At 63.3% G+C, this 23,867-nt stretch carries 21 protein-coding genes; 14 read left to right on the top strand and 7 right to left on the bottom strand.

Annotation, left to right across the window (positions count from 1 at the left end; translation table 11 throughout):
• Positions 1 to 81: 81 nt before the first annotated feature.
• Positions 82 to 2,067 (top strand): threonine--tRNA ligase, encoded by a 1,986-nt coding sequence (thrS, locus tag ELH03_RS10110; protein ID WP_128405578.1) that lies wholly within the window; start codon positions 82 to 84, stop codon positions 2,065 to 2,067.
• Positions 2,068 to 2,252: 185 nt separating this feature from the next.
• On the opposite strand, the gene ELH03_RS10105 is transcribed toward thrS, so the two are convergent.
• On the bottom strand, positions 2,253 to 3,350 hold the full coding sequence (locus ELH03_RS10105; RefSeq protein WP_130766266.1) for an RgsD C-terminal domain-containing protein: 1,098 nt from the start codon (positions 3,348 to 3,350) through the stop codon (positions 2,253 to 2,255).
• A 114-nt stretch (positions 3,351 to 3,464) separates the two neighbouring features.
• On the opposite strand from ELH03_RS10105, the gene ELH03_RS10100 reads away from it, so the two are divergent.
• From ELH03_RS10100 to ELH03_RS10090, 3 genes are all read left to right on the top strand, one after another.
• The gene (locus tag ELH03_RS10100) at positions 3,465 to 4,049 is read left to right on the top strand and encodes a nitroreductase family protein (protein WP_128405576.1); all 585 of its coding nucleotides are present in this window, start codon (positions 3,465 to 3,467) and stop codon (positions 4,047 to 4,049) included.
• A complete protein-coding gene (locus ELH03_RS10095; protein ID WP_128405575.1) occupies positions 4,049 to 4,660 on the top strand; it encodes a flavin reductase family protein in 612 nt (203 codons plus the stop codon). The genes ELH03_RS10100 and ELH03_RS10095 overlap by 1 nt, the downstream gene beginning before the upstream one ends.
• A gap of 108 nt (positions 4,661 to 4,768) precedes the next feature.
• A complete protein-coding gene (locus ELH03_RS10090; RefSeq protein ID WP_130658903.1) occupies positions 4,769 to 5,911 on the top strand; it encodes a DUF2336 domain-containing protein in 1,143 nt (380 codons plus the stop codon).
• Here ELH03_RS10090 and ELH03_RS10085 read toward each other — a convergent pair.
• The gene (locus ELH03_RS10085) at positions 5,908 to 6,330 is read right to left on the bottom strand and encodes a hypothetical protein (RefSeq protein WP_130806671.1); all 423 of its coding nucleotides are present in this window, start codon (positions 6,328 to 6,330) and stop codon (positions 5,908 to 5,910) included. The two genes, ELH03_RS10090 and ELH03_RS10085, sit on opposite strands and share 4 nt — an antisense overlap.
• Before the next feature lie 125 nt (positions 6,331 to 6,455).
• Here ELH03_RS10085 and ELH03_RS10080 point away from each other — a divergent pair, with 125 nt between their 5' ends.
• Positions 6,456 to 6,914 (top strand): GNAT family N-acetyltransferase, encoded by a 459-nt coding sequence (locus tag ELH03_RS10080; protein WP_128405572.1) that lies wholly within the window; start codon positions 6,456 to 6,458, stop codon positions 6,912 to 6,914.
• Positions 6,915 to 6,933: 19 nt separating this feature from the next.
• Here ELH03_RS10080 and ELH03_RS10075 read toward each other — a convergent pair whose 3' ends face one another.
• The 3 genes from ELH03_RS10075 to parE all read right to left on the bottom strand — a co-directional run bounded on the left by ELH03_RS10075 (position 6,934) and on the right by parE (position 11,690).
• Positions 6,934 to 8,130: an AI-2E family transporter gene (locus ELH03_RS10075; RefSeq protein ID WP_128405571.1), complete on the bottom strand. Its 1,197-nt coding sequence runs from the start codon at positions 8,128 to 8,130 to the stop codon at positions 6,934 to 6,936.
• Between the two features lie 116 nt (positions 8,131 to 8,246).
• Positions 8,247 to 9,386, bottom strand: coding sequence for an esterase-like activity of phytase family protein (locus ELH03_RS10070; protein WP_128410026.1), 1,140 nt, complete (start codon positions 9,384 to 9,386; stop codon positions 8,247 to 8,249).
• A gap of 201 nt (positions 9,387 to 9,587) precedes the next feature.
• Positions 9,588 to 11,690: a DNA topoisomerase IV subunit B gene (gene parE / locus ELH03_RS10065; protein ID WP_105006076.1), complete on the bottom strand. Its 2,103-nt coding sequence runs from the start codon at positions 11,688 to 11,690 to the stop codon at positions 9,588 to 9,590.
• A gap of 208 nt (positions 11,691 to 11,898) precedes the next feature.
• Between parE and ELH03_RS10060 the strand changes: the two genes are divergently transcribed.
• On the top strand, positions 11,899 to 12,798 hold the full coding sequence (locus ELH03_RS10060; RefSeq protein ID WP_128405569.1) for an alpha/beta hydrolase: 900 nt from the start codon (positions 11,899 to 11,901) through the stop codon (positions 12,796 to 12,798).
• Between the two features lie 51 nt (positions 12,799 to 12,849).
• Here ELH03_RS10060 and ELH03_RS37365 read toward each other — a convergent pair whose 3' ends face one another.
• Positions 12,850 to 13,074, bottom strand: coding sequence for a hypothetical protein (locus ELH03_RS37365; protein ID WP_164902219.1), 225 nt, complete (start codon positions 13,072 to 13,074; stop codon positions 12,850 to 12,852).
• Here ELH03_RS37365 and tpiA point away from each other — a divergent pair.
• The 4 genes from tpiA to ELH03_RS10040 all read left to right on the top strand — a co-directional run bounded on the left by tpiA (position 13,022) and on the right by ELH03_RS10040 (position 16,833).
• Entirely contained in the window at positions 13,022 to 13,792 is a 771-nt protein-coding gene (gene tpiA, locus ELH03_RS10055) for a triose-phosphate isomerase (RefSeq protein ID WP_128405568.1), read from the top strand. The genes ELH03_RS37365 and tpiA overlap by 53 nt on opposite strands.
• Before the next feature lie 119 nt (positions 13,793 to 13,911).
• A complete protein-coding gene (gene secG, locus ELH03_RS10050) occupies positions 13,912 to 14,418 on the top strand; it encodes a preprotein translocase subunit SecG (protein WP_128405567.1) in 507 nt (168 codons plus the stop codon).
• Between the two features lie 144 nt (positions 14,419 to 14,562).
• A complete protein-coding gene (pyrG, locus tag ELH03_RS10045; protein WP_027684626.1) occupies positions 14,563 to 16,191 on the top strand; it encodes a CTP synthase in 1,629 nt (542 codons plus the stop codon).
• A gap of 171 nt (positions 16,192 to 16,362) precedes the next feature.
• Positions 16,363 to 16,833, top strand: a complete 471-nt coding sequence (locus ELH03_RS10040) for an SRPBCC family protein (RefSeq protein WP_128410029.1) — start codon at positions 16,363 to 16,365, stop codon at positions 16,831 to 16,833.
• Positions 16,834 to 16,875: 42 nt separating this feature from the next.
• Here ELH03_RS10040 and ELH03_RS10035 read toward each other — a convergent pair whose 3' ends face one another.
• Entirely contained in the window at positions 16,876 to 17,964 is a 1,089-nt protein-coding gene (locus ELH03_RS10035) for a citrate synthase/methylcitrate synthase (RefSeq protein WP_128410030.1), read from the bottom strand.
• Positions 17,965 to 18,048: 84 nt separating this feature from the next.
• Between ELH03_RS10035 and ELH03_RS10030 the strand changes: the two genes are divergently transcribed.
• From ELH03_RS10030 to ELH03_RS10015, 4 genes are all read left to right on the top strand, one after another.
• Positions 18,049 to 19,194 (top strand): citrate synthase, encoded by a 1,146-nt coding sequence (locus tag ELH03_RS10030; protein WP_128405473.1) that lies wholly within the window; start codon positions 18,049 to 18,051, stop codon positions 19,192 to 19,194.
• 139 nt (positions 19,195 to 19,333) lie between these two features.
• Positions 19,334 to 19,852, top strand: a complete 519-nt coding sequence (locus ELH03_RS10025; RefSeq protein WP_128405472.1) for a FecR domain-containing protein — start codon at positions 19,334 to 19,336, stop codon at positions 19,850 to 19,852.
• A 5-nt stretch (positions 19,853 to 19,857) separates the two neighbouring features.
• Positions 19,858 to 21,714 (top strand): CHASE2 domain-containing protein, encoded by a 1,857-nt coding sequence (locus ELH03_RS10020; RefSeq protein WP_128405471.1) that lies wholly within the window; start codon positions 19,858 to 19,860, stop codon positions 21,712 to 21,714.
• A gap of 99 nt (positions 21,715 to 21,813) precedes the next feature.
• The gene (locus tag ELH03_RS10015; protein ID WP_024322656.1) at positions 21,814 to 23,769 is read left to right on the top strand and encodes a DEAD/DEAH box helicase; all 1,956 of its coding nucleotides are present in this window, start codon (positions 21,814 to 21,816) and stop codon (positions 23,767 to 23,769) included.
• The last annotated feature ends 98 nt before the right edge of the window (positions 23,770 to 23,867 follow it).

Below are 23,867 nucleotides of genomic sequence, written 5' to 3'. Positions count from 1 at the left end.
GGCGGCAGCGAATCCAAGGACGGAGGCGCTGTCGTTGCAACCACCCGCATTCGTTGGCGGGACTGGACAAGGAGAATTTCGATGTCCCAAGCTATTTCCCTGACATTTCCCGATGGTTCCGTGCGCAGCTACGATGCTGGCGCAACCGGCCGGGATGTCGCCGAATCCATTTCCAAGTCGCTTGCCAAGAAGGCGGTCGCCGTTGCAATCGACGGCACCGTGCGCGACCTTTCCGATCCCGTGACGACGGGCAGGATCGAGATCATCACCCGCAATGACGACCGTGCGCTGGAACTTATCCGCCACGACGCGGCGCATGTCATGGCCGAAGCGGTGCAGGAACTCTGGCCCGGCACCCAGGTGACGATCGGCCCGGTCATCGAAAACGGCTTCTATTACGACTTCGCCAAGAACGAGCCCTTCACACTCGACGATCTGCCGAAGATCGAAAAGAAGATGAAGGAGATCATCGCCCGCAACGCCGCCTTCACCAAGCAGGTCTGGTCGCGCGAGAAGGCCAAACAGGTCTTCGCCGACAAGGGCGAGCAGTACAAGGTCGAACTCGTCGACGCGATCCCGGAAGGGCAGGATCTCAAGATCTATTATCAGGGCGATTGGTTCGACCTCTGCCGCGGCCCGCACATGGCCTCGACCGGCCAGATCGGCTCCGCCTTCAAGCTCTTGAAGGTGGCCGGCGCCTATTGGCGTGGCGACAGCAACAATCCGATGCTGAGCCGCATCTACGGTACGGCCTTCGCCGAGCAGTCGGAACTCGACAACTACCTGCATATGCTTGCCGAAGCCGAAAAGCGCGATCACCGCCGCCTCGGCCGCGAAATGGATCTCTTCCATTTCCAGGAAGAGGGGCCGGGCGTCGTCTTCTGGCACGGCAAGGGCTGGCGCGTCTTCCAGACGCTGGTCGCCTATATGCGCCGCCGGCTGGCCGGCGATTATCAGGAAGTCAATGCGCCGCAGGTGCTCGACAAGTCGCTGTGGGAAACCTCCGGTCACTGGGGCTGGTACCGCGACAACATGTTCAAGGTAACGGTTGCCGGCGACGACACCGACGACGACCGCGTCTTTGCGCTGAAGCCGATGAACTGCCCCGGCCATATCCAGATCTTCAAGCACGGGCTGAAATCCTACCGCGAGCTGCCGATCCGGCTTGCCGAATTCGGCAATGTCCACCGCTACGAACCGTCGGGCGCGCTGCACGGGCTGATGCGCGTGCGCGGCTTCACGCAGGACGATGCGCATATCTTCTGCACCGACGAGCAGATGGCGGCCGAATGCCTGAAAATCAACGACCTGATCCTTTCGGTCTACAAGGATTTCGGCTTCGACGAAGTCACCATCAAGCTCTCGACCCGGCCGGACAAGCGTGTCGGTTCGGACGAGCTCTGGGACCGCGCCGAAAGCGTGATGATGGGCGTGCTGGAGACGATCCAGCAGCAGTCGAACGACATCAAGACCGGCATCCTGCCGGGCGAGGGCGCCTTCTATGGGCCGAAGTTCGAATATACGCTGAAGGATGCCATCGGCCGCGAATGGCAGTGCGGCACGACGCAGGTCGATTTCAACCTGCCGGAACGCTTCGGCGCCTTCTATATCGACAGCAACTCCGAAAAAACGCAGCCGGTGATGATCCATCGCGCCATCTGCGGCTCGATGGAGCGCTTCCTCGGCATCCTGATCGAGAACTTCGCCGGCCACATGCCGCTTTGGGTATCGCCGCTTCAGGTGGTTGTCGCAACGATCACCTCGGAAGCCGACGCCTACGGGCTTGAAGTGGCCGAGGCGCTGCGCGAGGCCGGTCTCAACGTCGAAACCGACTTCCGCAACGAGAAGATCAACTACAAGGTCCGCGAGCATTCGGTCACCAAGGTTCCTGTCATCATCGTCTGCGGGAGGAAGGAGGCCGAGGAGCACACGGTCAATATCCGCCGCCTCGGCAGCCAGGAACAGGTTTCGATGGGGCTCGACGCCGCCGTCGAGAGCCTTGCCCTCGAAGCGACACCGCCCGACATTCGTCGCAAGGCCGAAGCAAAAAGGGCCAAGGCGGCCTAAAAATCGCCGGGGTCGGACAGCGCCGGATTCGGCGCTGTCGGAAATCCGATCAAGATCCGTACGGTACCACCATGATCGGGGAACGAATCACCCGACCGCAGTGCGCGTCAAAAAATTCCCTATGCCAATGACGGAACGCGCCTGTGCCAAACGTCTCGGCTGAGCCGAAACCTCGCACGGTAAAATCAATCGAGGCTGGTGTCGTCGCCGCCCTGCGGCACGAGCTGTTCGTAGGAAGGCAGCGGCTCCACCGGAGCCGGCTGGACACCCGGCGGTGTCGGTGTGCCCACAGGCACCTGCTGCACCGTGCGGGCAGCATCCGCCGGAGGCTGCGGCTGCTGGTCCTTCATCAGGACCTCGACATCGGTGTTCCTGCCGGCGACGACGGTGAAATCGCGCTGGTAGATCTTGTCCTTGTTGCGGGCGACGGCGGAATATCCGCCTTCGGCGAGAACCATGGTCGGGAAGGCGCTGACGCTTTCGCCGACGCTGTCGCCGGCCGCCGTCAGGATCGACCATGCCGTATCGGCGATTGCCTCGCCGCCGGCGTCGGAGACCAGCTTGAAGGTGATCTGCGCGGCGCGATGCTGGATCGTCGCTTCGGTCAGCTTGCCGGCCTCGACCTGGATATCGGCGCGGATCACGGCGTTGACGCTGCCATATTCGGAAACGATGTGGTAGGTGCCGGCGTTGAGGCGGACAACGGTATTCGGCGAGACATCGGCCATGACGAGGCCGCGCTCGCCATCGTCGCGCACTTCCGAAGAATAGATCGAGAAGCTCAACTGGTCGGGGCGGATGCGGGCGTCGGTGCCGGAGACGGCATTGAGCAGCAGGCCGCCGGCATCGAGCACCATCACCTGCTTGTCGACCTCGCCTTCAGCGGGCACGGTCAGTTTCTTGGTGACGCCGGCGCGGCCGAAGGAGACGTTGACGAAATAGTCACCGGGTGCGAGCTGGAAGGCGGCAGGCCCGCCCTTGGCGCTGGCGATCAGCGGCAGCTTGCCGTCGGATCCGGCGATCGGGCTGAAGACGTACCAGGAGAGGCCTTCCTCAACCGGCGTGCCGTCCGCTGTCAGCTTCGCTTCCATCGGGATGTCGCGCAGCTTGACCCCTTCGGGCGCCGCGCCGGGCGCGATGAAGGCATCGAGCTTCGGCATCTTCGGCGTCGATTCAAGCTGTTTGAATCCCTTGAAGGCATCCTGAGCGGCGGCGCCGAAGGGCGTCAGTATGATCAGGGCAATGGCAAGGCCGATACGTGCAAAAGGCAAAATGCCAAACATCTGTTTCGTGAACCGATTGACTTCTGAAATCGCAAAGGCCACTTCAAGACCAACGCGATGGCAAATTCAAGACCCACCCTTTGCAGCAGCATAAATAATGAGAGCCTCTCCCGCATGAAATCCGATATCAAGCTGATCGACTACCTCGCCGTGCGCCGCTCCATCCCCGCTTTCCAGATGTGCGAACCAGGCCCTGAAAAGGCCGAGATCGAGGAGATCCTGCGGCTTGCCTCGCGTGTTCCCGATCACGGCAAGATCGCCCCCTGGCGCTTCATCGTCTATCGCGGAGAGCCGCGCGTGCGTCTCGGCGAGGAGCTTCTGACGCTGGCACTTCAGACAAAGCCCGTACTTTCCGAAGAGATGATCCAGGTCGAGCGCAGCCGTTTCACCCGCGCGCCCGTGGTCGTCGCCGTCGTCAGCAAGGCAGGACCGCATATCAAGATCCCTGAATGGGAGCAGTTGATGTCGGCCGGCGCGCTTTGCTTCAACGTCATTCTCGCCGCCAACGCCAATGGTTATGTTGCCAACTGGCTGACGGAGTGGTTCGCCTATGACGAGCGCGCCTATCCGCTGCTCGGCGTCGGTTCGGATGAAAAGGTGGCGGGCTTCATCCATATCGGCTCGACCACATTTCCGGCAATCGAGCGGCCGCGTCCGGAGCTTGCCGATACCGTGACCTGGGTCGGCGGAGACGATTGATGTTCTACACCACCGAGAGCAACCGGCACGGGCTCGCGCATGATCCGTTCAAGGCGATCGTGTCGCCGCGCCCGATCGGCTGGATTGGCAGCAAGGGCAGGGACGGATCGATCAATCTCGCGCCCTATTCTTTCTTCAATGCCGTTGCCGACCGGCCGAAGCTGGTGATGTTTTCTTCCGCCGGACGCAAGCACAGCCAGCGCAATGCGGCCGAGACCGGCGTCTTCACCTGCAATTTCGTCAGCCGCGATCTCGCTGAGAAGATGAACCTCTCCTCGGCGGCGCTGCCCTACGGCGACAGCGAATTCGATTTCGCGGGCCTGACGCCGAAGCAGGCCGAATTGATCGACGCGCCCTATGTCGGCGAGGCTTTCGCGGTACTTGAATGCAAGGTCACGGAGATCATCGAGCCGAAGACGCTGTCGGGGGAACCGTCCGAAAACGTCCTGGTCTTCGGCGAAGTGGTCGGCATCCGTATCGACGAAGCGATCGTCAGGGACGGCCGCCTCGATATGTCGATCGCCAAACCTGTCGCCCGTATGGGCTACATGGATTACAGCGAAGGCAGCGATGTTTTCGAGATGGTCCGGCCGAAGCCACAGCAAGGCTGAGCCGAGCCGTCAAGGCGTACAAAGACTTAAGAAATATGGTGAACCAATCCTAAACCTTTTGCCGCTACGGTCGCAGCATTGAATAGAGCGCGAGGGAATCGCGTTCAAGTGCTGGGGCGTCGCGTGATCGTAGAAGCTTTCCTTCGTTGGATCGAAACGGCCAAGACCGGTGACCGGGCCCGGGCCGCAAACGCCCTCGGGCGCGCCTATCTGCAGTCCGCAATGTCCGCGGACGAGCGGGCGGCGGCCGAAATGGCGATGACCTTTCTTCTCGACGATCCGTCGCCGCGGGTGCGGCTTGGGCTTGCCGAGGCGATCGCCTGGTCACCCGATGCGCCGCGCAACCTGATCCTTTCGCTTGCCGAAGACCAGCCCGAGGTTGCCTGCCATGCTGTGACCTGTTCGCCGCTTTTGAGCGATGCCGATCTGGTCGACCTTGCCGCGCGCGGCAATGGCGCCACCCGCATGCTGATCGCCGCCAGAGCGCATGTGACGCGCCCGGTTTCCGCCGCCCTTGCGGAGGTTGGCGACGAGGAAGAACTGCTCTGCCTGCTCGAGAATGACGGTGCTGTGATTTCCAGCCTTTCGTTGAAACGCATCGCGGAACGGCTCGGCGACTGCTGCGATATCCGCAACCTGCTTCTCGACCGCAGCGATCTTCCCGCAGATGCCCGCCAGCTGCTCACCCAGCATGTCAGCAATGCGCTGATCGGGTTGCCGCTGGCGCAGGCGGCGATCGGCCTGCAGCGGCTTCAGCGCATCAGCCGCGAGGCGACTGAGGCTGCCATCGTCTCGATCGCCGGCGATATCGCCCCGCGCGAAATCCCCGACCTCGTCCAGCATCTGCGCCTCAACGGCCGGCTGACGCCATCCTTCCTGATGCATGCGCTCTGCGCCGGCAAGGTGGACTTCTTCGCCGGCGCGATCGTCGATCTGACCGGCTGCGGCGAGCGCCGCGTGCGTTCGATCCTGGCAACCGGGCGCATGCATGCCGTGCGGGCGCTCTATGAGTCCGCTGGCCTGCCGAGGGAGATCAGCGTGATCTTCGTCGAGGCGACGATGCTGTGGCGCGACGCCGCCAGAAAAGCGCCCGGCAACGTGCTCGGCAATGTCTGCGGCCGTCTTCTCGAAAAATTCCGCCATCACGACGCGCATGGCGCGATCGGCGAGTTGCTCGACATGGTGGAAAAGCTGCACATTAACGAGCAGCGACAATCGGCCCGCGTCTACGCGGCGCTTGCCGCGGCCTAATCAGCCAGCCGCGTCACCACCCAGGAATAGCTGGCGGAGACGAAATGCACCGGCTTGGTGAGTGTGTCCCTGACGCTTCTGCCCGAGGGCAGATGGGCGCGGACCTGCCCGGCGATACCTTCAGCAAAACCGGCGATCCTTCCTGCGGGTTCCTCAGGCGCTGCGACAGCGACCTCGGGCGCAGCGGCAGGCACGGGCGCCGGCTTCGGCGGCTCGGCGGCGGCGATGGCTTTCGGCGCCTCGCACACCGCGATCACTGAGGGATAGTTGACATTCACATAGGTCTTCAGCCGTCGTTCGGCTTCCGCATCGCAGGCGGCAACGGTTTTCCAGCGTTTATCGACCGTCGCGACATAGTTGCACTGGCTGATGGAATCGTCGCAGCCAAGAATGGTCATCGCGATCAGCACCGCTTGCATATTCTGCTTCCTTGATTATTGAGCACATCATCGTCTTAGAGGGCGCAATTCCAACCGAATGAAGGCAACGGCATTAACTCTTCGTCATGTCGGGATTGTGCCCCGCGCCAGCAGAGGAAGTCAGCATGTCCGTGACCATCGCCCTGGAGCCGCCGCGCCAGGAGGGCGTCATCCGCCTTCTCGATCTTTCCGATGCCTATGCGCAATCGCTCTACCCGGCGGAAAGCAACCATCTGGTCGACCTCTCCGTGCTGGAGAAACCTTCGGTGAGCTTCCTCGTCGCGCGCAGCGACGATGTGATCGTCGGCTGCTGCGCGATGGTCGAGGCCGGCGACGGCACGGCGGAGATCAAGCGCATGTTCGTCGATCCCGAGGCGAGGGGGCTGAGGATCGCCAGCGGCCTGATGAATGCGCTCGAAGCAATCGCAGAGAAAAAGGGGCTGACGGCAATCCGGCTCGAAACCGGTATCTACCAGCCCGAGGCAATCGCGCTCTACCGCAAATACGGATATCGGGAAATCGAGCCGTTCGGCGCTTACCTGCCGGATCCGCTCAGCCTGTTCATGGAAAAGCGACTGGGGTAACCGGTCTGCGAAGATATGTTCAGCCTTCGGCGACGCGCGGTACCGGCGGTGGGGCCGGTTCGTCGATGATGATCTGCGGTCCGGTTTCGCTCTTGTCGGCGTTGCGGGCCTCGTGGATCCATTCGCGCCAGATGGCGACGATCAGCGCCATCAGCACCGGGCCGATGAAGAGGCCGAGGAAACCCATCGTCTTGACGCCACCGACGAGGCCGAAGAAGGTCGGCAGGAAGGGCAGCTTGATCGGACCGCCGACGAGTTTCGGCCGCAGGGTCTTGTCGACGATGAAGAGCTCGACCGTCCCCCAGACGAAGAGACCGATGCCGGCGACATGCGAGCCGCTCGCCAGCAGATAGATGGAGACCAGCGTGAAGGAGAGCGGCGCACCGCCCGGTATCAGCGCCATCACGCCCGTCAGAACGCCGAGCGTCACCGGCGAGGGCACGCCGGCAATCCAGTAGGCAAGGCCGAGCACGATGCCTTCGCCGATCGCGATCAACGTCATGCCCATGACGGTGGAGCTGATCGTCGCCGGCACAACGCGGGAAATGCGCTCCCAGCGGTTCGGCAGGATGCGCTCGCCGAGCATATCAATCTGCTTGGAGAAGGAGAAACCGTCGCGATAGACGAAGAACAGCGCGATCAGCATGAAGAGCAGCGTCAGCAGCAGGTGGAAGGCGCCGCCGCCGGCCGCAAGCACGGCGCGATAGATGTTGCCGATATTGGCGCCGCTGACCGCCTGGATGACTTCGCCCAGGGCGCCGGGACTGCCGATATATTTTGTCCAGACTTCATCGAGATAGGCGCCCGCCCAAGGCAGTGCGACGATCCAGTCGGGTGTCGGGGCGCCGGCGCGGTTGGCGTGGATTGCCCAGGTGACCCAGGTGCGCACTTCGCCCGTCGTATAGGTCACCGCAAGCCCGATCGGGATGACCAGGAAGGTGATGATCATGATGATGGCGATGGTTGCGGCGATCGTCGTATTGCCGCCGACGCGAGCAAGAAGCTTGCGGTAGAGAGGCCAGCTGGCAAAGCCGATGACGAGGGCTGCGAGCACCGGCACGAGGAAGCCGTAGAAGAAATAAACGCCGGCGGCGACGACCAGGACCAGCAGCCAGCGCGCCGCCGAAATGGAGGGAATCAGCGGCGTGCGCGTCTGCGCCGACGATCCGAGCCATCGCGGTTCATGATTGCTTTTCTGACGGTCGAACACACCCACGCGCGCCTCTTCTTTTTCTTGTACTCTGGTTATGGGCCATCAACCCGACGGTTTCAAGGTCCGCACCATGAAAGCGTATACAAAGCGTCGCTATTCGACCCTCAGACCCGAGCGTCTTACTGCTGCGGGCGGCGCAGAATCTTGAAGGCATAGAATTGCGTCTTCTGGCTGGCCGAGAAATTATTGTCGGAGCCGAGAATGAGAACATCGGTGCCGTCCTTGGCCTTGCCGAGCGACATGGCCTCGATATTGTCGGGAACGAGGCCGATCGCCCTCAAATCGAGGACCTGGCTCTTGCGGGCGGGGACGACACGCTGGTCGTTTTTGGCGAGGGACGCGATGGCGGATACATCGGTCGCGTCGGCTAGATCCATCATCATGATCTTGATGCTGTTGCCGAAGCCCTGGGCATAACTCCGCTCGACGGCAAGCAGGCGGTGATCGTCGAGGGCGAGCATCTCCGACATGCCGTTGTCATTGCCGCCGTCGGCCTTGGTGGCGGCCTGCGGGATCGGCGAGACCGGGTAGACGTACTCGGCCTTCGGCTCACCGGTGGCGCCGTCGTAGCGGACGATGCGCGAGAGGCTGCCTGACGTCAGCGAGGGGTTCGGGCCGTCCTGATAGAGGGCAGCTTCGATACCGACGAAAACATCGCCGGAGGGCGTGACGGCTAGATCTTCGAAGGCGAGGTTGTCGCGGATGCCGGTCGATTTGTCTGCGGTCGGGGCAAAGCCCTCCGGCAGCTTGAACTCGCGGATGAAGGAACCGTCGGGCGCAGCAACGCGGACGAAGGGCGGAAGCAGCGCCTTGCCGTCGCCTTCACTGCCCCAATAGATGCCGTCCTTGCCGAGGCGGATCGATTCCGGATCGACGGTCCGGGCAGTGAAGGGCTCGCCGTTCTTGTCCTTCAGCGTCACCTGCTTGACGACTGAAACGCCCTTGAGACCGGATGCGTCGACATCGACGTTGAGTTCATAGAAGCGGGCCGGGCCTCTTTCCGAGCGATCGTCGCTGATGGCGAGATAGTGGCCGGTGGCGGCATCGAAATCGAGGCCGGAAATGCCGCCGAATTCGACGCCGTTTTCCATGTGGCCGGTCGGGATGACGAATTCACCGAGATAGGAGAGCGAGATGCCGGCAGCGCAACCGCCAAAGGGGCAGGCGGTCTCAAAGGTGGCGCCGATATCGGTGGCGCTGACGGTGACGGTGCTGGACAGGAAAACGAATGCGGCAGCCGCGAGAAAACGCTTGGTCATGACAAATATCCGGCAAGGGGTTTGAAAACGGTTCGAACCGGCGCCGCCGCTCCCCTAGGGAAGGCGCGCCGACCGCTTCATGCGCCGGTTGTTTGACGGAGTTGTTACGGTTCTTCGTCAGTTCCGTGAAATCGTGAATGCTAAAATGCGGCGCGCCGAACCCGTCTCTATCCGACCGTTTGGCGCGCTCGATGGTATACCCTAGATATCGAGGTTCTCCGCGAAGGCCGCGCGGTCCTGGATGAAGCGGAAACGGGCTTCGGGCTTGGTGCCCATCAGATCGTCGACGGCGGCGCGGGTGCCTTCGAAATCCACCTCGTCGATCAGCACCTTGAGCAGGGTGCGCTTGGACGGATCCATGGTGGTTTCCTTGAGCTGGGCGGGCATCATTTCGCCGAGACCTTTGAAGCGGCTGATCTCGACTTTGGCCTTGCCCTTGAACTCTGTCTGCATCAGCTCGGCGCGATGATTGTCGTCGCGGGCATAGGCGGATTTCGCCCCTTGGGTGATCTTGTAAAGCGGTGGCACGGCGAGGAAGAGGTGGCCGCCGCGCACAAGCTCCGGCATCTCCTGATAGAAGAAGGTGATGAGCAGCGAGGCGATATGGGCGCCGTCGACGTCGGCATCGGTCATGACGATGATGCGCTCGTAGCGCAGGTCTTCGTCGCGATATTTCGACCGCGTGCCGCAGCCGAGAGCCTGGACGAGATCGGCGAGCTGCTGGTTGGCGCCAAGTTTTTCGCGGCCGGCGCTGGCCACGTTGAGGATCTTGCCGCGCAGCGGCAGAATTGCCTGGTTGGCGCGGTTGCGCGCCTGCTTGGCCGAACCGCCTGCCGAATCGCCCTCGACGATGAAGAGTTCGGCACCCACGGCGGTGTTCTGCGAGCAGTCGGCAAGCTTGCCGGGCAAGCGCAATTTGCGCACCGCCGTCTTGCGGTTGACTTCCTTTTCCTTGCGGCGGCGCAGGCGCTCCTCGGCGCGCTCGATCACCCAGTCGAGCAGCTTGGCCGACTCGTTCGGATTGTCGGCAAGGTAATGGTCGAAGGGATCGCGCAACGCGTTCTCGACGATGCGCTGCGCCTCGACGGTCGCAAGCCTGTCCTTGGTCTGGCCGACGAATTCCGGCTCGCGAATGAAGACCGACAGCATGCCGACCGCCGAGATCATCACGTCGTCGGTGGTGATCTGCGCGGCGCGCTTGTTCTGCGTCAGCTCGGCATAGGCCTTCAGGCCCTTGGTCAGCGCGATGCGCAGCCCCGCTTCATGCGTGCCGCCTTCGGTCGTCGGGATGGTGTTGCAATAGGAATGCACCTGCGGATCGCCGCCATACCAGGTGATCGCCCATTCCATCGAGCCGTGGCCGCTCACCTTCTCCGTCTTGCCAGCGAAAATCTCGCGGGTGACGGTGAACTCCTTGCCCATCGTCGCCTGGAGATAGTCCTTCAGGCCGCCGGGGAAGTGGAAGACGGCCTTGTCAGGGACCTCGGAGCCTTCGGGCAACACGCCCGCCTCGCAGCTCCAGCGGATTTCGACGCCGCCGAAGAGATAGGCTTTCGAGCGCGCCATGCGGAAGACGCGGGCGGCATCGAACTTCATGTGATCCCCAAAGATCTGGGGATCTGGATGGAAACGCACGCGGGTGCCGCGGCGATTGTGGACGTCGCCGAGCTCTTCGAGACCGCCCTGCGGCAGGCCGCGGGAGAAGCGCTGGCGGTAGAGCTTGCGGTTTCGCGCCACCTCGACCTCGAGGTCGTCGGAGAGCGCGTTGACGACCGAGACGCCGACGCCGTGCAGGCCGCCCGAGGTCTCATAGGCCTTGCCGTCGAATTTGCCGCCGGCATGCAGCTTGGTCATGATGACTTCGAGCGTCGACTTGCCCGGCACCTGCGGATGGTTCTCGACCGGGATGCCGCGGCCGTTGTCGGAGACGGTGAGGTAACCCTCGAGGTCGAGATAGACCTCGATGAAATTGGCGTGCCCGGCGACCGCCTCGTCCATCGCATTGTCGATGACTTCGGCAAACAGGTGGTGCAGCGCCTTTTCATCGGTGCCGCCGATATACATGCCCGGGCGCATGCGCACCGGCTCGAGGCCTTCAAGGACGCGGATCGACGAGGCACCGTAATCATCCGAGTTCGAGGCGGCGGGCGCCGGACGCGCTGAGGCTCCAGCAGCCGGGGGGGCTGCGGCGGCGACGGGCGCAGCCGTCACCGGCGGCCGCTCGGCCGGAGCGGCAGGCTTCTGCGCCTCCTCGCGTTTTTCAGAGAGGGGCATTCCGGAAAAGAGGTCGTTGCTATCGTCCATGGAGCCGTTCAGATCTTCATCCTGTCTTGGGCGGGCATCCGCCGCCGACCCAAAATCACCGCATTTCATGCCACGTTTGCGAATCAGGCAGATTTTGCCAGAAAGCACCTCTATACGCGACACCGCCTGACTTGGCGGGTTTTTCCCAAATGATTTGCGTTGCCGGGCGCGGAATGGCAAGCGGCGGCAGGCCTCAGGAACCATCCGAATGCGAATGTCCACAAGTCATTGCACCATTATCACCGCAATTGCGGCGTTTTTCTTGTCCGCGGCCATGCTGTCCGCTGTTGGCCCGGCGCAGGCGGCGGATGAGCTGGCGCCTTTCAAGGACGATCTGTTTTCGAAGCAGACCGTGCTGCAGACGGGCGATGACGGCGCCTTCGAGGTTATCGACTATGACGAAATGCGCGATATCAACGGCCGCGACCAGATCCCGCAAAAGCGGGTGCAGCAGAAATATGTGGCGCTCGGCATCCGCAAGGTCCAGGCGGACGAGACGCTGTCTCTCGACGGCATCAAGCTCGATGTCACCAGGGTGGGACCGGCTCAGAGTGCCGCTTTCACGGTGATTTTCATCCACGGGCGCGACGGCGACCGCCGGCTCGGCGCCAACGACTACAGCTTCGGCGGCAATTTCAACCGGCTGAAGAACCTCGTCGCCGGCAATGGCGGCGTTTATTATTCGCCGACCGTCAAGAGCTTCGACAGGAGCGGCGTTGCGGCGATCGCCGGCCTGATCCGCTATGCCAGCGCGCAATCGCCAGGCCGGCCGATCATCCTTTCCTGTGCCTCGATGGGCAGCCAGGTCTGCTGGGGCATTGCGCGCGACAGCGACAGCGTCAAGCGGCTGAAGGGCATGCTGATCATGAGCGGGGTCACCGATCCGGATTTCATCAAGAGCGCCTTCTACAAGGCAAAGCTGCCGCTCTGGTTTGCCCATGGCAGCCGCGACCCGGTCTATGCCGCCTCCGACCAGCAGGCGCTGTTCGAAAGCCTGCACAAGGCAAAATATCCGGCGCGTTTCACGCTGTTTCAGACCGGCAATCACGGGACACCGATCCGGATGATCGACTGGCGCAGGGTGGTGAACTGGATTCTTGCCGGCTAGCGCATCGGTCGGAAATTCGGAGACTATTTTTAGAAAGCACGATGCATGAATTCAAAATGCTACCTTTGCGTGCCTCAAAAGACGCGCGGCGCTGTAGCGGACGATATTCGGCAGAAATATGCGCGGGATCGCAGAGATTCCCCTTACGTCAAGGGCATGATGCTTTTCTTTGCTGCAAGCTTTTGATATTGCCCAAGGCATATGCAGATTGTGGAAGGCCAGCATGACACCTGATGTGCGCCCGCTTGTGGCGGGAAACTGGAAAATGAATGGCATGCGTGCCTCCCTGGATCAGATCAAAGCGATCGCCGAGGGTGTTCGCCCGCCGCTGGCCGACAAGGTCCAGGCGCTGATCTGCCCGCCGACGACGCTGCTCTACGTGGCGACGGCGCTGTGCACCGACAGCCCGCTGGCGATTGGCGCTCAGGACTGCCATCAGAATCCGTCCGGTGCGCATACCGGCGACATCTCGGCCGAGATGATTGCCGATTGTTTCGGCACCTATGTCATCGTCGGCCATTCCGAGCGGCGCACCGACCATGCCGAAACGGATCATCTGGTGCGCGCCAAGGCGGAGGCCGCCTTCGCCGCAGAGCTGACGGCGATCATCTGCATCGGCGAGACCGCGGATGAACGCCGGACAGGCCAGGCGCTTGACGTTATCAAACGCCAGCTTTCCGCCTCCGTTCCCGATGGCGCGACAGCCGAAAATACCGTTATCGCCTACGAGCCGATCTGGGCGATCGGCACCGGTGTGACGCCGACATCAGGCGATGTCGAAAAGGCGCATGCCTTCATGCGGGCAGAGCTTGTGGCCCGCTTCGGCGATGAAGGCCGCAAGATGCGTCTTCTCTACGGCGGCTCGGTCAAGCCGGCCAATGCCCATGAACTGATGGGCATCGCCAATGTCGACGGCGCGCTGATCGGCGGAGCGAGCTTGAAAGCGGCCGACTTCCTCGCCATCTACCGGGCCTATGAGGCGCTGCTCGCCTGAGGCATTTTTTATTCCTGGGTTTATTCCGGGCCGAAGGGCTTGGAATAGATGAAAGCCTCATGTAAAGAGCCGCCAGAATTCTTATTTATGTCCGTCTCCAGGCGGGCAGGACTGGACCCATGCAGACCGTATTGATTGTCATCCATCTCATGATCGTGCTCGCCCTTGTTGGCGTCGTGCTCATCCAGCGCTCTGAAGGCGGCGGCCTCGGTATCGGCGGTGGTTCCGGCTTCATGTCGGCCCGTGGTACGGCCAATGCACTGACGCGCACCACCGCGATCCTCGCGACGCTGTTCTTCCTGACCTCACTCGGCCTCGGCATTCTGACGCGTTATGAAGGCCGCCCGAGCGATATTCTCGACCGGATTCCGGCAACAGGCGGTCAGGGCAACGGCATTCTCGATTCGCTCGGCGGCGCACAGGCTCCGGCAAATCAGCCGGCCGGCAACGGCGTTCCGAGCAGCGGGGCAGCGACGCCCGCACCGCAGGCTCCCGCCGCTCAAGCGCCGGCAACGACTGCTCCAGCAACTCAGGCTCCGGCTGCCACCGCACCGGCGACGACTGCGCCTGCAGCTCCGGCCACGCCGGTGCCGGCTCAGCCTTCCGGCGTCCCGACGGGACAATAAGCCCGGCTTCGACATAAACCGCCGGCAGGCCCAAGGGTCTGCCGGTTTTCTTTTGTTCAGATTCCTGCGCCACGCTCCGAAAGTTCCGGAAAAGAATTTTTGGGGCTGGTGGAATCGTTTTTGAAAAGGTATCCGGTGAATCCCATGGCGCGATACGTATTCATCACTGGCGGCGTGGTTTCCTCTCTCGGAAAAGGAATTGCGGCCGCGGCTCTCGGAGCGTTGCTGCAGGCCCGTGGATATCGGGTTCGGCTTCGCAAGCTCGACCCCTATCTGAACGTGGACCCGGGCACGATGAGCCCGACCCAGCACGGCGAGGTCTTCGTCACCGACGACGGCGCGGAAACCGATCTCGATCTCGGTCACTACGAACGCTTCACGGGGCGTTCGGCGACCAAGACCGACAACATCACCACCGGCCGCATCTACAAGAACATCATCGACAAGGAACGGCGCGGCGACTATCTCGGCGCGACGGTGCAGGTCATTCCGCACGTCACCAACGAGATCAAGGATTTCGTTATCGAGGGCAATGACGACTACGATTTCGTCATCTGCGAGATCGGCGGCACGGTCGGCGACATCGAGGCGATGCCGTTCATGGAGGCGATCCGCCAGCTCGGCAACGACCTGCCGCGCGGCACCGCCGTCTACGTCCACCTGACGCTGATGCCCTATATTCCGGCGGCCGGCGAGCTCAAGACCAAGCCGACGCAGCATTCGGTCAAGGAACTGCAGGCACTCGGCATTCATCCCGATATCCTGCTGGTGCGCGCCGACCGCGAAATTCCGGAAGCCGAACGCCGCAAGCTCTCGCTGTTCTGCAACGTTCGCCCGTCCGCCGTTATCCAGGCGCTCGACGTCGCCAACATCTATGATGTGCCGATAGCCTACCACAAGGAAGGTCTGGACGACGAAGTCCTTGCCGCCTTCGGCATCGAGCCGGCGCCGAAGCCGCGGCTCGACCAGTGGGAAGAGGTCTGCAATCGCATCCGCACGCCGGAGGGCGAGGTGACGATCGCGATCGTCGGCAAATATACCGGCCTCAAGGACGCCTATAAGTCACTGATCGAGGCGCTGCATCACGGCGGCATCGCCAATCGCGTCAAGGTCAACCTCGAATGGATCGAATCCGAGGTCTTCGAAAAGGAAGATCCGGCGCCCTATCTCGAAAAGGTGCACGGCATCCTCGTGCCCGGTGGCTTCGGTGAACGCGGTTCGGAAGGCAAGATCCACGCTGCCCGCTTCGCCCGCGAGCGCAAGGTGCCGTATTTCGGCATCTGCTTCGGCATGCAGATGGCGGTCATCGAGGCGGCGCGCAATCTCGCCGACGTGGCCGGTGCCTCCTCGACCGAATTCGGCGCGACGAAAGAGCCGGTGGTCGGCTTGATGACCGAATGGGTCAAGGGCAACGAATTGCAGAAGCGCACGGCAGCCGGGGATCTCGGCGGCACGATGCGCCTTGGCGCCTACAAGGCGGCGCTGAAGAAGGGCACGAAGATCTCGGATATCTACGGTTCCACCGATATTTCCGAGCGTCACCGCCACCGCTACGAGGTCAATGTCGACTACAAGGACCGGCTCGAAAACTGCGGCCTCGTCTTCTCCGGCATGTCGCCGGACGGCGTGCTGCCGGAGACGATCGAATATCCCGACCATCCCTGGTTCATCGGCGTGCAGTACCACCCGGAACTGAAGAGCCGGCCGCTCGATCCGCATCCGCTATTTGCCAGCTTCATCGAAGCGGCGACGGAACAAAGCCGCCTCGTCTGACGAACGCCAAGACCAGATCGCGCGGTTAGAGCATTTCCGTTTTCTTCGAGTAACGGAAATGCTCTATCTCTTTGTTTTCACGCAATTCCGGACGCAAAACCGCTGCGCACTTTTGCTGGAATTGCTCTGGCGCGATCTGGAAAACATCCGCGCTCGAGCTATCTTGCTTGCATGACCACCGGACGCAGCATCAACGTCTCACGCTTCATCGCAGCACCGCGCGAGCACATCTACCGCGCCTTCCTCGATGCAGAGGCCGTCGCCACCTGGCTTCCGCCCGATTCGATGAAGGGCATCGTCCATGCCTTCGAGGGCAGGGAAGGCGGCGCCTTCAGCATGTCGCTCGTCTATTCCGATGACGAGGCGTCGCAGCCGGGCAAGACCTCCGACAAGACCGACAGATTCGAAGGCCGTTTTGCACGGCTCGTCCCTGACGAAAGCATCGTCTGGGCTACGGTCTTTGATTCCGAAGATGAAGGTTTTTCCGGCGAGATGACGGTCAGCACGACATTGTCGCCCGCCGATGGAGGCACCGATGTGACGATGGTCTGCGACAACATCCCCTCCGGCATTCGCCTCGAAGACAATGAGGAAGGTTGCCGCTCGACGCTCGACAACCTCGCCGCCTTCGTCGGCGGTTGACGGTCGCCGGCAAGGACATGCCCCTGCCGGCGAATTCAACTTTTAGGCAGCGGCCGGCAGCGGCCCGATATAGACCGAACGTGGACGGATCAGCCGGCCGTCGAGCGCCTGTTCACGCGCATGGGCCAGCCATCCGACGGTGCGGCCGATCGCGAAGACGCCGGTGAAGGCCTCACGCGGAAAGCCCAGCGTTTCGAGCAGCAGCGCGGTATAAAATTCGACATTGACGTCGAGCGGCCGGTTCGGCTTGCGTACCTTCAGGATCGCCAATGCAGCAGCCTCCACGGCTTCCGCCAGCGCGCCGCGGGCGCTGTTGACCTGTCCGGTTGATATCAGCGGCCTCAGGGCGCCCTTCAGCGCATCGGCGCGCGGATCGCGGACGCGATAGATGCGGTGGCCGAAGCCCATCAGCCTTTCGCCGCGATCAAGCGCTTCGCCGAGCCACGGGTAAGCATTCTCGGCCGTGCCGATCGCATCCAGCATGTCGAGCACGGGACCGGGCGCGCCGCCATGCAGCGGCCCCTTCAGGGCGCTGAGCGCCGCCAGCACCGAAGAGGTGAGGCCAGCCTGCGTCGAGGCGATGACGCGTGATGCGAAGGTCGAGGCATTGAGGCCATGGTCTGATATCGTCACGAGATAGGCGTCGAGTGCCGCCGTCTGCTCCCTGGTCGGCAATTTTCCGGTCAGCATGCGCAGGATATCGGCGGCCTGCGGCAGCGAGGCGTCGGGCGCGATCGGCTTTTTGCCGCGTTGCAGGCGCAAAACCGCCGGCAGAAAGACCGCGGGTGCGGCCAGAAGGCTGAGCGCGGTATCGAAATCCTCGCCGTCTGGCAGCCGGGCGATCAGCGCCCGCATCGCATCAACAGGAGGCAAGGCGAGCAGGGCGGCATCGGCGGCCTTGATGTGGTCGAACACCCCAGCTCGCGCTTGCGCCAGCCAGTCGCGCAATTCCGCTTCATTGAAGCTTCGCTCCATCAACCCGTCCAGCAACAGGGCAGCGACGCCTTCATAAGTGCCGTCTGCGACCAGATGATCCAGCGATACGCCGCGGATGATCAGTCGCCCCGCTTCGCCATCGACATCCGAGAGCTGCGTTTCGGCGGCAATGACGTCTTCCAAGCCATTTTTCATGTTGTTTTCTCCTTTACGGCACGGATGATCCGACCTAGTCTCATTGACGTCAATCTTGATGCAATTGATCAACATGAGGTTCCGATGTCGTGGCTGACCGCCGAGGAGGCGCTGCAGGCGCTGAAGACCAAGCCGCAGACGCTTTACGCCAATGTCAGCCGCGGGCGCATCCGCGCCAGGCCCGATCCCACCGACCCGCGCCGCAGCCTCTACCAGGCTGCCGACGTACAGCGGCTTGCCGAACGCCATGCCGGGCGCCGCAAGACCGAAACCGTCGCCGCCGAGGCGATCCGCTGGGGCGATCCAGTTCTGTCCTCGGCAATTTCCACTATCATCGGCGGACGGCTTTTCTACCGCGGAAAGGATGCCGCCGGTTTCGCAGAAGTCGCGACGCTGGAGCAGACGGCGGCGCTGCTCTGGAACGGCGCGGAAACACTCTCCTCCGGCAGAGCGACCGGACATGCTTCTCCGTCGCTTCAGGCGGCGTTCCTGGCGCTGGCAGGGCGGGTGACATCGGATCTGCCATCGCTCGGCCGCTCGCAGGCAGCACTTCGCCGCGAAGCAAGTGGCGTTCTCCGTACCGTCGCCGATGCGCTGGCGCCAGGACCTTTCGACCAGCCGCTGCATTTGCGGCTTGCGGCAAGCTGGCAGCGGCCGGATGCTGCCGATTGCCTGCGTCGCGCGCTGGTGCTGCTTGCCGATCACGAACTCAACGCTTCGACCTTTGCGGCGCGGGTCACGGCATCGGCGGGTGCAGCCCTTTCGGCCGTCGTGCTGTCCGGTCTGGCGACGCTGACAGGGCCGTTGCACGGCGCCGCCTGGCAGGGTGTCGACGCCTTGATCGAGACCGCTTCCGCCCTCGGGGCGGAGCAGGCGATCCGCCGCACGCTCGCCCAGGGCAATCGCCTGTCGGCCTTCGGTCATCCGCTCTATCCCGACGGCGATGTCAGGGCTCTGGCGCTGCTTTTGCACTTTGCCTTGCCGCCGCAGTTTGCCGAGATCCGGGAAACCGGCGAGGAGATGGTCGGCGAGAAGGTCAACGTCGATTTCGCGCTTGCCGCAATGGCCGCCGCCTTCGATCTCCCACGGGAGGCGCCAATCATCATTTTCTCGCTTGCCCGTTCCGCCGGCTGGCTTGCGCATGCGATGGAGCAGATCGACAGCGGCGAATTGATCCGGCCGCGGGCGCGTTATGCCGGACCGGTGCTTGAAACGGATAGTAGAACGTAAGAATTCCGCCGGCGATTGCGCCGGTTTGCTTTTTTTGACTAGGGAAATATTTGAATTCGTCTATCATCCCTCACATGGAAGAAGACGGTTGGCGGGTGCTTTCCAAAAGAGCTGTTCCGCACGGTCAAGGGGACTTTCCATGAATACGACGCTTCGCAGCCTTTTTGCCGCCGCACTCGCTGTCGGCCTCATTCCGCATGGGGCGGCCTTTGCGCAGTCTGCCGGCTGCACGGTATCGCGTGATGCCGGCGCCCGCCAGGTGCTCAGTTGTCCAGGTGGCGTCACGGTGACGGCGGAGGCCGGAGCCGCCTACAGTCTCGTCGATCGCAACCGCGACGGCAGCCCTGATTCGGCGTCGCTGCGGCGCAAGGCCATCCTCGTCGATGTCGACAGCACTCAGCACGCGGGTGGTTTCCAGGTCGTGACGCCGCAGGCGATCGCTGCCGTGCGCGGCACCCAATGGGCTGTCGATGTCGCAGGCGGCAAGACCTCGGTGCTGGTCGTCAGAGGCAGCGTCGCAGTCCGCCGGCCGGCAGGCGAGGCGGTGGTGCTGTCGCCGGGCGAGGGCGTCGATGTTACCGGCGGAACCGAACCCCTTGTCGTGCGCCGCTGGCCGGCGCCGCGTGCCGCCGCCCTGCTTGCCCGCCTCGGCCAGTAAATCCCATGAACCATCGTCTGTTGACCGTGATCGCACTGCTGCTCGCCGGTCTTTGGGCGGCTGCTCTCGGTTATACCCATCTCAATGCCGGAAGCGGCTTTCTCGACCGGATAGAGGCCTCGCTTGCCGATATCCGCAGCGTCATCGTCGGGGCGAAAACACCGCCTCCCGTCGTCTCGATCGTTGCGATCGACGACCGCACCGCGGCAGCCCACGGCTATCCGCTCGATCGGGCGACACTTGCGCGCCTCGCCGGCGCGATCACCGCGCTGAAGCCGAAGGCTTTGGCGATCGACATTCTGCTCGTCGATCCGGGGCCGGAGGCGGGCGACGCGGCGCTGACTGCTGCCCTCCGCGGGGGGCCGAGCGTGATTGCGGCTGCGGCCACTTTCGCGCAAAGCAGCCAGCGGGTCACGGATGCGGCCGGTGATCCGCTTGCCGCCATCCCTGAGGCAAACCAGCTTCTCTTGCCGCTTCCGCGCTTTGCCGAGGCAGCTGCGGTCGGCATCGTCAATGTCGCAACCGACCAGACCGGCACGCCGCGCTTCATTCCGCTGATCTCGCGTTCCGCAGACCGGCTGGATCCGGCTTTTCCGCTGCGTGTCGCGTCGGTGGCGCTCGGCGTCGATCCCACCATCGAACCCGATGCCATCATGCTCGGAAAGCTGCGTGTTCCCACCGATATCGGCCAGCGCCTGCCGGTGACCTTTTATGGCGGGCATGGCAGCATCGCCACCTTCAGCGCCGCCGATGCGCTGGATGGCAAGCTTTCGGCGGATGCGGTCACTGGTCGCATCGTCGTCATCGGTTCGACGGTGACTGGCGGCGGCGACGTCTTCCCGACGCCGTTCGATCCCGTCATGCCTGGTGTCGAGGTAATGTCGACCGCGATCACCCATCTCGTCACCGGCGACGGCATGGTACGCGACCATAGGATAAGGCTGATCGATGCCGGCATTGCTGTCGGTCTGACGCTCGTGCTCGTTTCGCTGATTGCCTGGCGCCGCAGTACGGCAGGCTACATCATCATCGTGCTGACGCTGATCGTCTGGGCGATGATCAACCTGTCGGCCTTTGCGCATGGCTACTGGCTGAGTGCGGCGCTGCCGATCGCCGCAGCGCTGCCGCCGGCGCTGATCTTCGCGGCGGCCGAACTCTGGCTCGACCGCGGCCGCGCCCGCCATTTCGCCGAGCAGAGCGCGCTCCTGCAGCGCATCGAGGCGCCCGGCCTCGGCGAGTGGCTGGCGCGCGATCCGAATTTCCTTGCCGCGCCGGTGCGCCAGAACGCCGCCGTCATCTTCATCGACCTCTCGGGTTTCACCGGCCTCAGCGAAAATGTCGGGCCAGTGGCGGTCAGCGAGATGCTGAGCGGCTTCTTCGAACTGATCGACGAAGAGGCGCGCGCCCACGGCGGCGCCATCACCAGCTTCATGGGCGACGGCGCGATGATCTTGTTCGGCTTGCCGGAGCCGGCCAATGACGATGGCGCCCGCGCCGCTGCCTGCGCGGTCAGCCTGTGCGAGCGCACACGGGCCTGGCTTCAAGCCCATGCCGGCTTTGCCCCGAAGAAGATCGGCTTCAAGGTCGGCGCCCATTGCGGCCCGATCGTCGCCTCGCGATTGGGCACCGGCGACCGGCAGCAGATCACGGCGGCGGGAGACACCATCAATGTCGGCAGCCGGCTGATGGAGGTGGCCGCCCGCCATGGCGTCGAACTGGCGCTGAGCGCCGAAATCGTCCGCGCTGCCGGCCCCGATAGCGTGCTCACGCAGTCCGGCCGCATGGAGGGACCGTTGGAAACGGCGCTGCGCGGCCGGGCAAGCCGCATCGACGTCTGGCTGTGGCGTAGCCGTACGCTTTGACAATCGCCGCGGGAGCGGCTAGGAACGGCGCAAATACCCCGCCGGCTGGCTCCGGCCATGGCGCAGCAACGCGCCTGACAGCTCCGAAAGATCGAATCCATGACAGAATTTAACGGCGTCGTCCCGGCGATCGCCAAGGCGTTGCAGAAGCGCGGTTACGCCGAACTCACCCCGGTGCAGAAGGCGATGCTCGATCCGGCGCTTGCCGCTTCCGACGCGCTGGTCTCGGCCCAGACCGGTTCCGGCAAGACCGTCGCCTTCGGCTTGGCGCTGGCGCCGACGCTGCTCGAAGGCAGGGAGCGCTTCGGCAATGCCGGCGCGCCGCTCGCCATCGTTATCGCCCCGACGCGCGAACTTGCCCTGCAGGTCAAGCGTGAGCTCGAATGGCTTTTTGAGATGACTGGCGCGGTGATCGTCAGCTGCGTCGGCGGCATGGACATCCGCAGCGAGCGCCGCTCGCTCGAACGCGGCGCCCATATCGTCGTCGGCACGCCTGGCCGCCTCTGCGACCATATCCGCCGCAGGGCTCTCGACATGTCGGAACTGAAGGCTGCCGTGCTCGACGAGGCCGACGAGATGCTCGATCTCGGCTTCCGCGAGGATCTCGAATTCATCCTGGATGCGGCACCGGACGAACGCCGGACGCTGATGTTTTCGGCAACGGTGCCGGCTGCGATCGCTAAGCTCGCCAAGAGCTACCAGCGCGATGCAGTGCGCATCAGCACCGCGGCCGAGGAAAAGCAGCATATCGACATTGAATATCGCGCGCTCATGGTGGCCCCGAGTGACCGCGAGAATGCGATCATCAACGTGCTGCGCTATTATGAGGCGACCAACGCCATCGTCTTTTGCTCGACGCGCGCTGCCGTCAATCATCTGACCGCGCGCTTCAACAACCGCAATTTCGCCGTGGTGGCGCTGTCCGGCGAGCTGACGCAGAATGAACGCAGCCATGCGCTGCAGGCGATGCGCGACGGGCGCGCCCGGGTCTGCATCGCGACCGACGTTGCCGCCCGCGGCATCGACCTGCCCGGCCTCGATCTCGTCATCCATGCCGACCTGCCGACCAATCCGGAAACGCTGCTGCACCGCAGCGGCCGTACCGGCAGGGCCGGACGCAAGGGCATCAGCGCCATGATTGTGCCGCTGAATGCACGGCGCAAGGCAGAGCGCCTGCTCGAGAATGCCGGTATTTCGGCTGCCTGGGCGCGACCGCCCTCGGCCGAGGAGGTAAGCGAGCGCGACGACGAGCGGCTGCTCGCCGATCCGATCTTCAACGAAACGCCGCAGGAGGAAGAGCAGGGGCTGGTACAGCAGCTTCTCGCCAGCCACGGCGCCGAAAAGCTTGCCGCCGCCTTCCTACGTCTTTACCGCACCAATCATTCGGCGCCGGAAGATCTCATCGAAGTTACCGTGCAGGACGAGCGCAGCCGCAAGCGCCGCGACAATGCCGAGCCCTACGAGCCGGCGCAGAGGGGACCGCGCGAGGATTTCGGCGCCAGCGTCTGGTTCTCTGTCTCGGTTGGGCGCAAGCAGAATGCCGAGCCGCGCTGGCTGATCCCGATGCTCTGCCGCAACGGCAATGTGACGAAGCGCGAGATCGGCGCGATCAAGATGCAGCCTGAGGAAACCTTCGTGGAGATCGCCGCGGCGAGTGCCGAAAGCTTCCAGGCGGCGATTGGACCGAACAAGGCGCTCGAACGCGGCATCCGTGTGACCAGGCTTTCCGGCACGCCGGATTTCAGCCGGGCGCCGTCGCCGAAGCCTTATGCCGGCAAGCCATCCCGTGACGAGCGGCCGGACGATACGTTCCGCGGCGAGCGGCCGAAGAACAAGTTCGGCAAGGGTCCGGGCGGCGGATACGCCGCAGCCGACAATGCAGGCCAGGAGAGACAGGATAGCAAGCCTTGGAGCAAGAAACCGGGCAAGCCTGGCTTCGATGCCCCGAGATCCGACAAACCGAAATTCGACAAGCCGAAATTCGAAGGCGCCAAATATGACGGCAAAGGCGGCGCCGGGCCGAAGGGCAAGTTTTCGAAGAAAAAGCCCGGCTGATTTTGTCGCTGCAGCACCGCGCTGTAATGCTTTGAATTACTGCATAATTTTATCCTTAAAATCGATTCCCATTTAAGGAATTATGCGGTAACCCTTCG

Source organism: Rhizobium beringeri (genome assembly GCF_004306515.1).
In the GTDB taxonomy this organism is placed as follows: domain Bacteria; phylum Pseudomonadota; class Alphaproteobacteria; order Rhizobiales; family Rhizobiaceae; genus Rhizobium; species Rhizobium beringeri.
The sequence above is the reverse complement of the archived record's forward strand: the minus strand, read 5'-3'. Positions and strand labels throughout refer to the sequence as shown.

What these genes read in the sequence shown, in the direction of transcription:
- ELH03_RS10085 (WP_130806671.1), bottom strand. Translation starts at nt 6,330, where the DNA reads ATGCAAGCGGTGCTGATCGCGATGACCATTCTTGGCTGCGACGATTCC.
- ELH03_RS10060 (WP_128405569.1), top strand. Translation starts at nt 11,899, where the DNA reads ATGCGAATGTCCACAAGTCATTGCACCATTATCACCGCAATTGCGGCG.
- parE (WP_105006076.1), bottom strand. Translation starts at nt 11,690, where the DNA reads ATGGACGATAGCAACGACCTCTTTTCCGGAATGCCCCTCTCTGAAAAA.
- ELH03_RS37365 (WP_164902219.1), bottom strand. Translation starts at nt 13,074, where the DNA reads ATGCCATTCATTTTCCAGTTTCCCGCCACAAGCGGGCGCACATCAGGT.
- thrS (WP_128405578.1), top strand. Translation starts at nt 82, where the DNA reads ATGTCCCAAGCTATTTCCCTGACATTTCCCGATGGTTCCGTGCGCAGC.
- ELH03_RS10100 (WP_128405576.1), top strand. Translation starts at nt 3,465, where the DNA reads ATGAAATCCGATATCAAGCTGATCGACTACCTCGCCGTGCGCCGCTCC.
- ELH03_RS10015 (WP_024322656.1), top strand. Translation starts at nt 21,814, where the DNA reads ATGACAGAATTTAACGGCGTCGTCCCGGCGATCGCCAAGGCGTTGCAG.
- ELH03_RS10105 (WP_130766266.1), bottom strand. Translation starts at nt 3,350, where the DNA reads ATGTTTGGCATTTTGCCTTTTGCACGTATCGGCCTTGCCATTGCCCTG.
- tpiA (WP_128405568.1), top strand. Translation starts at nt 13,022, where the DNA reads ATGACACCTGATGTGCGCCCGCTTGTGGCGGGAAACTGGAAAATGAAT.
- ELH03_RS10070 (WP_128410026.1), bottom strand. Translation starts at nt 9,386, where the DNA reads ATGACCAAGCGTTTTCTCGCGGCTGCCGCATTCGTTTTCCTGTCCAGC.
- secG (WP_128405567.1), top strand. Translation starts at nt 13,912, where the DNA reads ATGCAGACCGTATTGATTGTCATCCATCTCATGATCGTGCTCGCCCTT.
- ELH03_RS10040 (WP_128410029.1), top strand. Translation starts at nt 16,363, where the DNA reads ATGACCACCGGACGCAGCATCAACGTCTCACGCTTCATCGCAGCACCG.
- ELH03_RS10035 (WP_128410030.1), bottom strand. Translation starts at nt 17,964, where the DNA reads ATGAAAAATGGCTTGGAAGACGTCATTGCCGCCGAAACGCAGCTCTCG.
- pyrG (WP_027684626.1), top strand. Translation starts at nt 14,563, where the DNA reads ATGGCGCGATACGTATTCATCACTGGCGGCGTGGTTTCCTCTCTCGGA.
- ELH03_RS10020 (WP_128405471.1), top strand. Translation starts at nt 19,858, where the DNA reads ATGAACCATCGTCTGTTGACCGTGATCGCACTGCTGCTCGCCGGTCTT.
- ELH03_RS10080 (WP_128405572.1), top strand. Translation starts at nt 6,456, where the DNA reads ATGTCCGTGACCATCGCCCTGGAGCCGCCGCGCCAGGAGGGCGTCATC.
- ELH03_RS10095 (WP_128405575.1), top strand. Translation starts at nt 4,049, where the DNA reads ATGTTCTACACCACCGAGAGCAACCGGCACGGGCTCGCGCATGATCCG.
- ELH03_RS10025 (WP_128405472.1), top strand. Translation starts at nt 19,334, where the DNA reads ATGAATACGACGCTTCGCAGCCTTTTTGCCGCCGCACTCGCTGTCGGC.
- ELH03_RS10030 (WP_128405473.1), top strand. Translation starts at nt 18,049, where the DNA reads ATGTCGTGGCTGACCGCCGAGGAGGCGCTGCAGGCGCTGAAGACCAAG.